Annotated in this window: 13 protein-coding genes and 2 tRNA genes; 8 read left to right on the top strand and 7 right to left on the bottom strand. The window is 43.2% G+C overall.

Annotation, left to right across the window (positions count from 1 at the left end):
• Positions 1 to 425: 425 nt before the first annotated feature.
• Entirely contained in the window at positions 426 to 992 is a 567-nt protein-coding gene (locus ICN46_RS08815) for a tyrosine-type recombinase/integrase (protein WP_216207507.1), read from the top strand.
• 23 nt (positions 993 to 1,015) lie between these two features.
• On the opposite strand, the gene ICN46_RS08810 is transcribed toward ICN46_RS08815, so the two are convergent.
• Positions 1,016 to 1,831 carry a hypothetical protein gene (locus tag ICN46_RS08810; RefSeq protein ID WP_216207504.1) on the bottom strand — a complete coding sequence of 272 codons (816 nt, stop codon included), beginning with the start codon at positions 1,829 to 1,831 and terminating at the stop codon, positions 1,016 to 1,018.
• A 137-nt stretch (positions 1,832 to 1,968) separates the two neighbouring features.
• Here ICN46_RS08810 and ICN46_RS08805 point away from each other — a divergent pair, with 137 nt between their 5' ends.
• The 4 genes from ICN46_RS08805 to ICN46_RS08790 all read left to right on the top strand — a co-directional run bounded on the left by ICN46_RS08805 (position 1,969) and on the right by ICN46_RS08790 (position 4,230).
• The gene (locus ICN46_RS08805) at positions 1,969 to 2,793 is read left to right on the top strand and encodes a hypothetical protein (protein ID WP_216207501.1); all 825 of its coding nucleotides are present in this window, start codon (positions 1,969 to 1,971) and stop codon (positions 2,791 to 2,793) included.
• 83 nt (positions 2,794 to 2,876) lie between these two features.
• Entirely contained in the window at positions 2,877 to 3,626 is a 750-nt protein-coding gene (locus ICN46_RS08800) for an ATP-binding protein (protein ID WP_216207497.1), read from the top strand.
• A 13-nt stretch (positions 3,627 to 3,639) separates the two neighbouring features.
• Positions 3,640 to 4,050 (top strand): hypothetical protein, encoded by a 411-nt coding sequence (locus tag ICN46_RS08795; RefSeq protein WP_216207495.1) that lies wholly within the window; start codon positions 3,640 to 3,642, stop codon positions 4,048 to 4,050.
• A gap of 9 nt (positions 4,051 to 4,059) precedes the next feature.
• On the top strand, positions 4,060 to 4,230 hold the full coding sequence (locus ICN46_RS08790) for a hypothetical protein (RefSeq protein WP_216207492.1): 171 nt from the start codon (positions 4,060 to 4,062) through the stop codon (positions 4,228 to 4,230).
• A gap of 55 nt (positions 4,231 to 4,285) precedes the next feature.
• Here the strand turns inward: ICN46_RS08790 and ICN46_RS08785 are convergent, their stop codons facing one another.
• The 3 genes from ICN46_RS08785 to ICN46_RS08775 all read right to left on the bottom strand — a co-directional run bounded on the left by ICN46_RS08785 (position 4,286) and on the right by ICN46_RS08775 (position 8,588).
• Complete coding sequence (locus ICN46_RS08785) at positions 4,286 to 5,497, bottom strand: tyrosine-type recombinase/integrase (RefSeq protein ID WP_216207489.1); 1,212 nt, start codon at positions 5,495 to 5,497, stop codon at positions 4,286 to 4,288.
• Positions 5,498 to 5,748: 251 nt separating this feature from the next.
• A complete protein-coding gene (locus ICN46_RS08780; protein WP_216207486.1) occupies positions 5,749 to 7,734 on the bottom strand; it encodes a beta strand repeat-containing protein in 1,986 nt (661 codons plus the stop codon).
• 2 nt (positions 7,735 to 7,736) lie between these two features.
• The gene (locus tag ICN46_RS08775; RefSeq protein ID WP_216207483.1) at positions 7,737 to 8,588 is read right to left on the bottom strand and encodes a lipase family protein; all 852 of its coding nucleotides are present in this window, start codon (positions 8,586 to 8,588) and stop codon (positions 7,737 to 7,739) included.
• A gap of 137 nt (positions 8,589 to 8,725) precedes the next feature.
• Between ICN46_RS08775 and ICN46_RS08770 the strand changes: the two genes are divergently transcribed.
• A complete protein-coding gene (locus tag ICN46_RS08770) occupies positions 8,726 to 9,421 on the top strand; it encodes a TetR/AcrR family transcriptional regulator (RefSeq protein WP_216207480.1) in 696 nt (231 codons plus the stop codon).
• A gap of 266 nt (positions 9,422 to 9,687) precedes the next feature.
• Here ICN46_RS08770 and ICN46_RS08765 read toward each other — a convergent pair.
• Both ICN46_RS08765 and ICN46_RS08760 read right to left on the bottom strand, forming a co-directional pair.
• A tRNA-Arg gene (locus ICN46_RS08765) sits at positions 9,688 to 9,764 on the bottom strand.
• 42 nt (positions 9,765 to 9,806) lie between these two features.
• Positions 9,807 to 9,883: transfer RNA gene (locus tag ICN46_RS08760), tRNA-Pro, on the bottom strand.
• 61 nt (positions 9,884 to 9,944) lie between these two features.
• Here ICN46_RS08760 and ICN46_RS08755 point away from each other — a divergent pair.
• Together ICN46_RS08755 and ICN46_RS08750 are read left to right on the top strand one after the other, a co-directional pair.
• The gene (locus tag ICN46_RS08755) at positions 9,945 to 10,322 is read left to right on the top strand and encodes a hypothetical protein (protein ID WP_216207477.1); all 378 of its coding nucleotides are present in this window, start codon (positions 9,945 to 9,947) and stop codon (positions 10,320 to 10,322) included.
• A 76-nt stretch (positions 10,323 to 10,398) separates the two neighbouring features.
• Positions 10,399 to 12,477, top strand: a complete 2,079-nt coding sequence (locus ICN46_RS08750) for a TonB-dependent receptor (RefSeq protein WP_255538813.1) — start codon at positions 10,399 to 10,401, stop codon at positions 12,475 to 12,477.
• A 16-nt stretch (positions 12,478 to 12,493) separates the two neighbouring features.
• Here ICN46_RS08750 and ppk2 read toward each other — a convergent pair whose 3' ends face one another.
• Positions 12,494 to 13,399 carry a polyphosphate kinase 2 gene (gene ppk2 / locus ICN46_RS08745; protein WP_216207533.1) on the bottom strand — a complete coding sequence of 302 codons (906 nt, stop codon included), beginning with the start codon at positions 13,397 to 13,399 and terminating at the stop codon, positions 12,494 to 12,496.
• Between the last annotated feature and the right edge of the window lie 31 nt (positions 13,400 to 13,430).

Below are 13,430 nucleotides of genomic sequence, written 5' to 3'. Positions count from 1 at the left end.
TTTGTAAAAGTACTGGCGTTAATAAGCCAGTGTTTATAGCAACCAATGTGGATTTGAACTAATTGACGCTTTAAATTTATACAAAATTTACCTCAAAAAAGCCCTATACGCAAAGATCTAACAGCTTAGCATTACTGAGTAGCTGGAATTACTAAAAACAGCGTATAGCGCGAACTTGAGGTGTTAGTCGAGGATCGCTGGATTAAGTCCGTTTAGCTGTTGTCTAAATCCCACGAAAAGAAGCGATCTTTTATAAATACTGCATAAAGAACAGGTTAAGAAAATTGTACTTTTCTTAACCCGCCTTGTAAGTCATTGATTCTTGGAAGATTTTTTTGATGACCAAGCACACAAATTTCGGTCGACCTTTTGAGACTTAGAAAACATACTAAATACGCACTTTTTATTTATCTAAGGAACATTAAATGGCACAAGCAAAAACCCTATCTCAAGCAGAACTAGATCTTGTTCTTAATTACGTCAGCACCAAAAAATACGCCCTGCGCGATAGAGCTTTAATTTTGACGAGCTTTCTCGGAGGACTTCGCGTTGCCGAAATTGCCAGCTTAAAAATGGGTGATGTATTAAATCTCGATGGCACTATTAAAAATGAAATACGCCTATCTGCTGCACAAACTAAAGGCAAACATCCTAGGACAGTCTTTGTCTCTCAACGCTTACAAACAGAATTAGCCAACTACCTAACAACAAGACATATTAAAGAAGCGGATATCCCCTTCTTTCATACAGATCACCGCTTGGGATTTAGTGCTAATGGCTTATGCGTGTGGTTTTATCAGCTTTATAAGAATGTGGGCATTAGCGGTGGCAGCAGCCATTCAGGAAGGAAATTTTTTATTACTACCTTGGCTAATAAAGGCATTGGCGTTCGAATCTTAGCCAGTCTCGCCGGTCATCGGTCGATTGCGGTTACCCAAAGATATATAGATGTTAACGATGAGCAAAAAAGACAGGCTGTAGAACTAATATGAATAGCAGTCGGGTAAAACCGACTCTAACAGGCAAGCCTAGTCAATTGCGATACTCGATCTCTTGCGCAGTCAAACTCGTGATTACCTAATGAAAATAATCGGCTAGCGAAATTTTCATCTTCAAAATTAAAGCGGGTTTGAAAGCTTTTGCCCAACTCTTGCTGCGGAAACCCACCAAGTGCGGCCTGCTCTGAAATATTTAAAGCACTTTCCTTATGCCTCATCACCATTAATGTCATATGGCGCCGCATATGATCATCTCCACTTTTATGCTTTGCTGCTAATGGGTCGAGCCTCCCAATAAAGCGATCTACTAGCATTGCCATAGCCCCCGCCCGCCAGAGCTCAATATGGGGATTTAAGGCCATGGTGTAAATCAAGAGCAAATCCTTCCACATATTCTTTAATTTAGCGCCTTTAAGCACTTGACCATGAATTTGCTTAATTTGCGTATTTGGCCAAATTTGCGATAAGGCATTGACCAGTTGGGTAATCGATGGAGGATCTTGATCGCCACAAAGCTTTAGCAATACATCGTCATCACATACGAACAATCTATCCCTGCCTCTAATGACCTCAATCACTGGCTGACAAGAATACATTGGTAGCTGTTTGTGTCCTTCAAACCAAGTCGTAAATGGACAATCTAAGACACAACCGTACTTGGAGTAACAATCTAAGACTTGTCGATTATCAAGACTCATTTTCTTAGGTAATCGTTTAGGTCTTACATACTGACTGGCGGCGGTGTAGCTAGGGCTTATGCGTAAAAAGTTAAAGAAAAGCCGCGCCATCTCCTGATGACAATCTTGCTGCTCCGCACAAAGTTTTCCGCCCATGCGGATATCTCCAGCCTAAATTTACCTACTTTTTTTGATTCTAACTTTTGTATGTATTCGCTACAGAAGTACTGCGGTGAAATCAGATCGTGAATGGAATCCACCATCACATTTTTAACCATTTCAGGAGAAAATCCATGAGTGAAACTACTGTAGTCGAATCAGGTGTTAGCGCCCTTAACGCTGAAAAAACGAATGCCAACCCTTTTGCAGTAGGAATTGGCAATTTATTAACAGGTAGCAATCCAGAAAAAGCCATCGGCGACTCTATCGATCGCCTGGTTGAGTATCGTAAAAACTGGGAAAGTAATGAGCTTTCTAGTGCCAACGATGTTCTTTATGGCATCTTGCAGCATTGCTATGCATTAAACAATACGATGCAAGGCTCGGACAGCATTGCCAAAAGTCTTAAAAAGGGACTTGCAAACTACATCAAAACCCATGAATACAAATTTAGTGATAGTTCACCCCTCATTACTAAAATTGTTAAATGTGTGTTTGGTGTCGATCGCCGTCGCGTGAATGCTTACAGCACGTCAATGAAAGCAGCAATGGCAGCGAGAGTAAGCGTTCTAGATCTACCTAAATACTTTCGTGAGAATGGCGGCGTAGAAGAAGTAAGGCGCTCCTCCACTGGTAAAGGCAAGTCGATTGCTCAAAAAGTGGAATTAGGTAGAACAGTACTAGAAGGCGAAATATTAGCCAAAGTCCAAAGTGACTCACTTAATGCTTCATTTTCCAATGAGCAATTAGAAGAAGGCGTTGTCTTATTGGCAACCCGTGAGGACGATGGTAGTTTTGCCATTCGCAGGGTTGTTCAAAGCGGTACGGCGGTTAAGTCAGCATTAGCAGCTTGCTCCAGTGTAGGCGCAGAGAAGGAAAGAGCTCAAAAACTCGCAGATGAAACAAAAGCGATTGAAGATGAGCGTATAGCAGCCCAAGCAAAACTTAAAGCCGCTTGAACTTGTTGTTTGCTATCTGATTGCTGGTATTTACTCCCTAAGATAAATCCAGCAATCATTTCCACTTCATAAAGGAGATTGCAATGCATAACCCTAGACCACCATCTGTCGTCATACAAGCACCTCAGTGCTTAGATGATTTTGCCCTACAACCCAACAGTCGATTTAAGCTTGAATCCATACTTGATTTAAGCCTGCCCATTCCCGCGAATGGTGTTTGCGGGATCGTACTTTACGGTCTTTATGGGACCGGCAAGACTACCTTAGCAAACCTACTGCCAGGACTTATTGAAACAGCCAAGATCAATCCAGCTAGTACTTCGATGAGCGCTGGATCAATCGTTGATACAGAAGATCCTAATTCAGATTACTTTGCCTGCGCACAAGGTCAGAATGGCGCTCAATTAACTCAAGCCATTCAGAATCGAACCAGCTATATGTCATTTAATAGTAGCGGCCTTCATTATGTGATTATGGACGAGGTAGATGTTTTAACCCCTGCCGCTCAAGCTGGTTTCAAATCAATCATGAATCGAAAGGATGTCATATTCATTATGACTAGTAATAACTTGGATCAGATTGATAAAGGCATTCAGAATCGGTCTATTTTGATTGATATGAATGTTCCGCCTATTAACGACTGGCGGCCTATCTTGCGTCGGGTATATGAGAATGCTGGCTTACCAGCACCACCTGATGCCGTTCTTGATCAAGTAGTTCAAGCTGGCAGAGGTTCAGCTCGAAGTATTTTTTCCGACATTGTGATGAGTGTTAACCAAGAGGTAAGAGAAAAACATGATAACCATCTAATTACTTTAAAAGCTTGCGGCTAAGAAAGGAAAAAATATGAATGGCTTACTTGGAAACTTTGATTCGGCGAAGTTTATTTTTATTGCCTGCGATGAAGAAAGCTGGGTTCCAACGCCCAAAGAAATTAAAACCTTTTTTCCTAACTCCCTTTGTAATATATATAAAGCATGGGGGCACTTTAAAGACAACTTCAAAGACATAGAAAATCTTTTTCACATAAGGCGTAGTGGTATTCAAATTCATGGATGCTGGAATAATCATGGAAGAATAATCAGCCACGCTATCAGAGTAGAAAATACTTGCTCCCGAAACTCATTTTTTGATTTGAAATATGGGGACTTTATTGTGGATTCTTTACAAATTGGAAATGATTCATTAAGTAAACTTGATTTGTTTTTACAAGGCGCTGCTAAGATGAATTCCGCAATTAATTCAGTTTGTGAATGAAAAAATAAAATGGATACTACGTCTGAATTAGCCAAGCAAATGAGTTTGAAAGATTCAAAGATTGCATCACCCAGTGAATCAGCTGTAGCGGAAATATTTGATGACTATGGACTTGAAGCGCGAGCACAAATGTCCAACGCATTAAATAAGTGGTATGACCAGGCCAAGTGGTCTAAGTAACCCACTTTAGGTGTCGGGTAAAACCGACACCAAATGGTCATCCCCTCACCCATCTCTACCCCGCCAATCTCTCCGCACTCATCATTGGTGTTAATTTTGAATAATGACGCTCAATCATCCCCACGCTGGTTCCCATTTGTTTTGCCAATGTGTGAATATCAATACCATCTGCCAATCTAAATGTAGCGTAGGTATGTCGCAGGCTATACAAGGTTCTATTCTTACCAGTAGCATCCTTTAATAAATTAGATTCGATCATGAGCCGCTCAAAGACACTATCCAGACTATGCGGAGCATCCCCTTCAGGAAATACAAACACCTTGCGATCTAGCTTAGCTTCAATCACCGCATCTAGGTTCTTATAAGGTAAAGCCTGCCAAGCAATTAATCGCTCTAAAGCCTCAGTCACAAAATGTCTTGCTATTAGGTATCTAGGGCCCGTTTTGCCTGATACCCAAATTCTTAGGTAACGCTGCTCCCCAATCCAGTGCCACTGCAAGGCTTTCCAGCGAATTGGCATACTCTCCGTTCCCTGCCTTATACCAGTTCCCAACAAGAATTCCACATAAACTCTGCAAAGTCTACGCATATGATTACTGCATTGATTGCGGCCAAAACGCTCCCAGTCTTGCATGTATTCCAGTAAGTAATTGACCTCCTGTTGATTAAATGCAGGCCTAATTTCTGCCCTATCGGCAGCGACCTCCAACAAGGGAATGGTGCGATTTCGATGGATTAAGCCTTGCTCTCTAGCCCTTTCAATTACCCGCTTATAAAGCCCCGCATGACGCCTTTGGGTATAGGTCTTGGGATTCTTGCCCATCTTAGATATGCGCCACGCCACATAGTCATCTACTAGCTCTTGGGTGATGTCATTGATCTGGTAGCTACCAAAGAATGGGATCAAGTACTTGGTGTAGATGTGTATGTAATCAACATGGGTACGTTTATTGGGATTGGATTGGACTATCTTGGCGGCTAGAGCTAGCTCTTGCATGGCCAGTTGCCGAAAGGTCCGAGTCTTAATGGCAAGATCACTGGCTAGCTTGACCTTGACTGTTTCATAGATGGCAATGGCTTGGGTAGTGGCTTCGGCTACTTGATCTGAGCCAGTGCTAGCGGAATGCCAAGCGTCAGTAGCGAGCTTGAAACGGCATTGCCATTGGTGACTTGTGGGTCTTTTATAGAGGGTGACGGCGCCATCAAGGAGTTTGATGGTCTCATCATCAGTGATAACGGTAGAAAATAAGAGTGATAAATTATTCATTACAAGCGTCACTTAACAAGACACTTGTAATTATGTTTTCAGATTTGCGTTTGGGCGACCTGAATTATTTACTGTCGGTTGCGCCTGACGTTACGGGATCAGGGCTGCGATGGGCTGGTGTTGACTGCAAAGCAGTCCATCACCCTACTTGCTAATGGCTAGCTCAAAACGACCCATAAGCGACTGTCGTGGCCAACAAAAAACTCGCCTTAACAGGTCTCTTTTTTAAGCCATTTCTAACTGAACCGTTATTACAAACCAACCGTATACGTCGCCATCACAGTCGTTGTTTGAACGGCTTGGTATGGCTCTTGCCTATAAATGCCAGTGATACCAATCCTCTGATTCTTCTCAACATCATAGTAAGCACCTACAGTAGCCGTTGGTCTTGTCTTCACTGGATTGGCATTGAAGTTTATTGGCGTCAGACCACTCACACCTGTAGCTGAGTAAGTACCATTATTAGTATTGGTATCAGTCTCAACACCAGCACTTGCAAATACTGTAGCCGCTGGAATAATCTTGTATGAAGTCCCCACACCAACCAATGCAGTAGTAGCGTTTGTATTGATCGCTGAATAGGTCAACGGCGCTGTTACTGATGACGAAGCTGCCTCGGTATAGCCATTCATATTATTTTGGGTGTACCGCACCCCGATGTATGGAGAAACGATGACATTCTCAACAATGCCAAAGCCATATTTCGCAGTCACTTGTGCGCCTTGACTATTAATCGGTGCGCCTCCACTACCAGCTTCAGATGTACCAACTACTTGACGAGTAACTGTTGCGTTCTTTTGACCATACGCAGCTGATACCTTCAGTTCTGTGCCCGTGCCATCTAAGCGCTCATTCCAGGTACCGAACAAACCGAGGAGTGGAGTGTTGTTACCTAGATGCACTGTAGAACCTGCGTTGTTGACAGATAAATTTTGATCTGCATAAGCACCAATACGATAGTTCGGGTGCGGACGATAAGCGGCAATCAATAGTGCGCTCGTATTATTCAAGCCATTAGCAGCCGAGACCGCGGTATTGCGACCACCAGCAGATACGCATACATTGTTAGCGCCAAAGACCGTGCAATCATAACTAAAGCTATTAGCTAAAACAGTATTTTGTAACGTAAATGTATTTTGTAGTGCTGAAGCGGTATTGACTAAAGATTGTTGAGTATCAGCAGTAGAAGCGCCCGTGACAATCAAATCCCAAATTGTTCCGGATGAATTGCTCAATACCCAAGTAAAGCCGTTGTAATTTCCAGATGTTGCGCCAGTAAGGTTGCTTGAGGTAATGCCTGATAAGACAGAGCTGTAAGTGCCTTTAGCTAAGGTAGAAGCTGAGATACCAGTAACGCCACCAGAATAAATTCCAAAAGTTGTTGAGCCTGATGGGCTGGTAATCGCCAACTGCCCATAATAATTTGGTGAGCGAACAATGATATTGTAGTTCGAGGGCAATGCACCTTTGTAAGTTAGAGCAGTGTTGCTCGTGCCCTGGGAATTGTTAAGGGTAGAAATTGTACTGCTGTTAAACACCCCGTAAAATCCAGATGTTGTTGAAATTGTCCCAGTATTATTTAGAGTCCCTATACTTGAATAATTATCAATACCATCACCACTCCCAGTGCTAGCAATTGAACCGCTATTATTTAATGTGGTGATGTTACCGATATTTGTAATGGCGCCATAACCACCAGCAGTAAATGAAATTGAAATTGAACCACTATTGGTAAGCTCCTGAACAGTATTACCTGAGTAAACAAATATACTTATACCTTCCCCGTTATTATTCATTTGAATACTACCACTGTTCACTATGCTGTTAATTGTTCCGGTATCGCTGTAAGGCCAAATAGCGTATATGTCACCAACACCTGAAGCAATAATAGTCCCAGAATTATAAATGTAACCACTTGTAGTTGGCGGATTGTTGCCTCCGTTTGTTGTTAATGCAGAACCTGCAGAACCCGGCGTTCCAGTCAAGTAGATTGACCCACGGTTTTGCATGCTGAAATTATTTAAGGATGTCTCCATTCCATATCCACCAGGTGGCGGAGATATGGTGCCAGAATTAACTAAACATTGTATATTTGGATTATCTTGCAATGTTGTCGTTGAACTATTTGACACGTTTTCAAGGGTGCGTCCAGTGCAACTTTGGGCCAATGCCAGGTCGCTCGCTATGAGCAATGTTAATAATGCAAAAGCTAAAAAGCCAATTGCGCTTTTAATCATGATTAGGCCCAGCCACAATTAGGATTAACCGGATCAGCTGGATGATCAATAGCATAACCATAGCAGCAGCATGGATCATGATTTTTCTCTTCATCGCCATAACGAGCCTCAAAGAATATTCGAATGCCCACATGTTCGTAGCCAGTATTTCCGAAAGGAAAATCGGGTACAAAATCCGAAGTATTAACTAATCTAAAACTATCAAGCAATCTCCCAGTAGAAGAGTTCAATACTCTTAAGGTGTCGTAGTAGTGCTTGAAATTAAAGTCGCCTACTTTTGGACTGGCAGAGTTAAAGTGCTCTACCTGAAAGCCGAGTGCTATTGCTTCAGGGGTCGCCAAGGTTGCAAGCGCTGAACCCAAGCTATGTCCAGAGATGGTTAGCGGTATATCTGTTTCAATTTTCCTTAGTTTTTCAATCAAAGAAATGCGCAATCCGTTATATATACCCCACCATCCTTTTCCGATATTAATGTTACTAGGTGGGTTTAGTGTTGGAGCCCGATAGGGTAATAGCTTGATTTCGAGATCTTTAACAAAATCTGGCAGGCTCTTGCTCCCGCGAAAAATTAAATACTGACTAGCAGATGTATGATGTTTAATAATGCAACCAAATGGCTCTTTGTGGAGTATTCCATTAGGCGTTAAAAACTCACTCCAAATGAGCTCGCCGAAAGTAAAATCATTTATATGGTATCCATGGTCGTAAAGACAAGTAGATGATGGGATCCACTTGAAACCCAAGGGCGTCTTTTGCCACTGCTCATACATTTGGCTAAGAACATTAACCAAAAAATTACATACCTTAAATTTAGTTATGTCTACAGGATCTAAATCCTTTAATGGGATTTCCATAAAAAATATTCCATTTCAAATTACTGAAGAATGAACTTGGACATTAGCCCAAGGGATAGAGGACTTTATAATTAATATAGAATTCAAAAACAAGCAATAAATTTGAATCAAGCGGTCGGTTTTGAGAGAGAGTGACTATGGTAATTAAGCAAAAAGTATCAAAACCCCTGCATAAATCCAATTCTCCTGTTGCTAGAACAGGTCAAGGCAGTACGCTTAAGAAGCGTCTTTTAAATGCTAAAGAGGAGAATCTTATTAAAGGCAGGGAAAAGATTTTGGTGGCGGCCAGGGCCTGCTTTGCCAAACAAGGCTTTGCTGGCACCTCCATGAAGGATATTCAAGTGGCCGCAGACTGTTCACGTGGAAACTTGTATCACCACTTCAAAGCCAAAGAAGAAATTGTTCAAATCATTACGTCGCAAAACTTGGGTCGGTTCTGCGATCGGATCGAGGCCATTCTCAAAAAATCTGATGAACGTGATTTGAGTTTATTAGAGATTATTGAAGAGTTAGCCAGTTTTGCCGAGGAGATTACAAAGGGTCCAGGTAAGGGTATGGCCTTTCATGTCTGGTCATTAGCAATGGTCGACCTAGATATTCGGCAAACTATGCAGACTTACTTTGAAAGAATACGCGGCGCTTTAGAGCAAAAAATTATTCTCTTAATGAAAAAAGGCAAGCTGAAAAAGAATAAAAATACTCAACAGTTATCCGTAGCTCTATTTGGCTTAGTCATACCAGGCTTTACTGTACAAAGCGTATTCATGGATGAAAAGTCGATTGATTCTGCTGAGTATGTGCGATCACTTAACTTGCTTCTCAACGACAAATAAGATCATCCTACGCCTTACCCAGTCACCCCAAAATAGCCACCTGATCGTCACGTAACCGGACACCTCTGTGTCCTGTCTAACTGACGCCACAGGCTCAGCCCCTAAATTTCATTAAAGTCGCAGAGTCGCTAATAGTCACACAGGATCCGCCACGCTAGACCTAAGGTCACTCTCTAACACCGGCCAAGCTCTGGCCATGATTGAGCCAATTGAGCACAATTAACCAGCCTGAAACAAGCCTAGAATGACAATAAATGGTAGATAAGTGGCCTGCCCAGCACGATTCGAACGTGCGACCTACGCCTTAGAAGGGCGTTGCTCTATCCAGCTGAGCTATAGGCAGTATGTATGTACTGGGACTGATTGATACGAGTTACAGAGAAAGTGGTCGGAGTACAAGGATTCGAACCTTGGACCCCCTGCTCCCAAAGCAGGTGCGCTACCAGGCTGCGCTACACTCCGACGGAATCGATATTCTACACCGCAATGGCCTTTTAAGGCAAATCCTGTAAGATCCAGCTCAATGAGAGCCATTTTTCATCGCAAAATAAGCCAGCCACTACGAAGTGCTTTCGTGGTGGGCTTTCTGCTGCTTTGCATGCTTGGAACTCACTGGATTGGGTTTGCTCATAGTATTGCTCATGCCGGCCTAGCGACCTCATCCAAAACTTTAGGTCCTTCTAGCCAAAGTTGCGATCTGAATGCTGTCGTCACCCATAGCTCCGCTAGTTGCCATCTATTTGATGCTCTCACTTTAGCGAGTTTTGCACCTCCAGACGGTCCGACTTTAAGCAATCAGCCCACTTACACAGAATTTACGCCTACCGTAATTGCAGCAACTGTTTATCAAACAACAGTTACGCCCTACCAATCTCAGGCTCCTCCTCACTTCATTCGTTAAGCCCCAGAGGTGTTCCGGCACCCAGTCAAGTGGTGTTTTCTATTGGTCTTACTCAATAGAACTTAAGGAGTGAAGTTTGAAAGTTTTCATAAAATATTTATTGGTATTGCTTATAGGCATTTGTGCTGGTAGTTGCTATGGGCAATCGAGCGCAGAAAGCAATCTTGTTATTGAATCGAATGCTAATCAAGAAGGTAGCGCACTAGGTCCGAGCAAAATTCTCTCGGGTGATGAGTTGCTCAATAAGATGGGAAGTAATTTGGGGTCAACCCTCTCAAATGAAATGGGGATCTCGACTACCGGCTTTGGTGCTGGCGCATCAAGGCCAGTGATTAGAGGGCTGGAAGGATCAAGAGTACAAATTGTTCAAAATGGTTTAGCTGTAAGCGATGTTTCAAGTATCTCCGCAGATCATGCATCCGCTAACCCAATGGCATCAACACGACAAATTGAGGTCTTACGTGGCGCCTCAGCACTCATGTATGGCTCAGGATCTAGTGGCGGACTCATTAATGTGATTAACGATCGTATACCGACATCTTTATCTGGGGAGATTACGGGCTCATTAAATACCAGCTATGAAACAGTCAATCAAGGAAAGACGGTCAGCACAGAAATTGATAATTCATTTGGATCAATTGCAATGCACGTGGATGCGGCAGTGAGTAACGCCAATGACTATCGTATTCCAGGATATGCAGAACAAGGTGGCCCAAATGCGAACTGGGCGATTAGCCCAGGGATCCCACAAAATGTCCCCTATTCCGGCAAACTTCCCTTCTCATTTAATAACCAAAATAATATCGGTGTTGGCGCTTCCTATATTGGCGACTCTGGATACACGGGCGCATCTGTGGAGCGTCTTAATCATGACTATGGCGTGCCAACAGCTGCCGGAGGATTTATTCAACAGTCACAAAATCGCTATGATCTGCAGCGCGAATCGCGTGATCCATTTGAGGGAATCACTGCATTTAAGTTCAGCATCTCCAATAGCCAATACGTACATAACGAATTCGATAGCAACGGGATCGCACAAACAAACTGGAAAAATAATGCCAGTGAGTTACGGGCAGTTTTAGACCATCAGCAATGGCTGGGGTGGAAAGGTAGCTTGGGATTACAGTCCGCTACTGCGAAACTGACAGCAACTGATATTGCAAGCGGCAACTCAGCCATCGTTCCACAAACACTAACTAATTCCAATGCTCTATTTTGGGTTGGGCAAGGGACTTTTGGCAATTTTAAAAATAATGTGGGGCTACGCTACAACAATGTCACACAAAACCCAAATCAAGCGAGCGTATATGCCGGCCAGGGTGATGTGATTTGGGGCGGAACTGCTAGCTACAATCCTCCCTCACTCAGCAATCGCCAATTTAACCTACTGTCTTACTCGGGCGGTAGTATTTGGGAATTTCAGAAAGGCTATGGACTGGGCGCCTCTTACACGGTGTCCCAAAGAGCTCCCAGTGCAACAGAGCTATATGCATTTGGCCCACACGACTCAACTGCGACATACATTATTGGTAACTCAGGGCTCAGCACCGAAACTTCACACAACTTTGAAATTAATCTGCAAAAAACATCCGGCATATTTCAAGGAAAAGCTAATCTTTATCAAAATCAATTCAGTAACTATATTTACGGTTATTACACTGGTGCAGTTGCGAGTGGCACAGACTATACAAACTTTCCAGTAGTAGTGTCACAACAAGCCAATGCCACAATCAAAGGCGCCGAGCTTGAACTCACTTATAACTGGAAACAAAGCGGGATTGGTAGTCGTCTTTTTGGCGATATATCTCAGGGAACTTTTAATAGCGGCGGCAATCTCCCCTTGCAGCCAGCACCTCGAGTGGGCGCCGAACTGGCTCACCAAATCAACCGATGGCAAATGGGTGCGACCTTTATTCATGCATTTGAGCAAACGCGCCTGGCCAGTTTTGAAATAGGCCCAACGCCAAGTTATAACCTGCTCAATGCAGGACTTTCTTATACAGAAAAAATAGATGCAATTTCTTGGACAAGTTACTTACGCCTCAGCAATTTACTCAATCAAACCATTCGCTACGCCACCACACCAGAAACGGTCAGACTCTATGCGCCACAACCTGGTAGAAGTCTAATGGTGGGCTTAAGGGGTGCGTTTTAGCAGTGATTTAGCTTGCTTAATACACTTCAGGCACGTACATCTGAGGAGGCACCGGACCTCGGAGATAGTCTGGATTATGAACTCGTTCGGGCAATGTAATAACCAGGTGCTCGATTTCCTTATACGGGATCTGGTCAAGCAAATGGGTGATGCAATTGAGACGCGCCTTCTTTTTATCATTGGCAGCGACTACCCACCATGGCGCTTCAGGAATATGCGTTCGCTCAAGCATGGTCTCCTTGGCTTTGGTGTACGCCTCCCACAAACGACGAGCCTCCAAATCCATTGGACTGAGCTTCCACTGCTTCAATGGATCATGGATTCGCATCATGAAACGGTTGTATTGCTCATCGTCCGAAATGGAGAACCAATACTTAATTAAAATCACTCCGGAGCTAATCATCATGCGCTCAAGATCTGGCACTGTTCTTAAGAACTCCTCATACTCGTAATCAGTACAAAAGCCCATGACCCTTTCAACACCGGCACGGTTATACCAACTACGATCAAATAGCACAATTTCTCCACCGGCCGGCAGATGCTGAATGTATCTTTGAAAATACCATTGGGTCTTTTCGCGCTCGTTGGGGGCTGGCAATGCAACCACCTTACATACCCGAGGATTTAAGCGCTGAGTAATACGCTTGATTGCGCCACCCTTACCTGCAGAGTCACGTCCTTCAAATAAAACAGCTACTTTTAATTTGTTCTCAACAACCCAGTCTTGCAGTTTGACTAATTCACCTTGCAGACGGAATAATTCTTTGAAATAAAGTTGCCGAGGTATTGAAGAACCACTCTCCCCATCAGGAGAAAGACGATCGTCGTCCAACTCCATTTCGAGCTCTTCATCCATGCTATCCAGAATCTCTTCTTGAGCACGCCGATACCACTCGGCCATTTCTTTATGTTTTTGTGTCATCTTTGCATTCACAAATAGATTATCCATTTTT

The sequence above is a fragment of the Polynucleobacter sp. Latsch14-2 genome, assembly GCF_018881925.1.
GTDB lineage: Bacteria > Pseudomonadota > Gammaproteobacteria > Burkholderiales > Burkholderiaceae > Polynucleobacter.
This window is presented reverse-complemented; position numbering and strand designations above follow the sequence as displayed.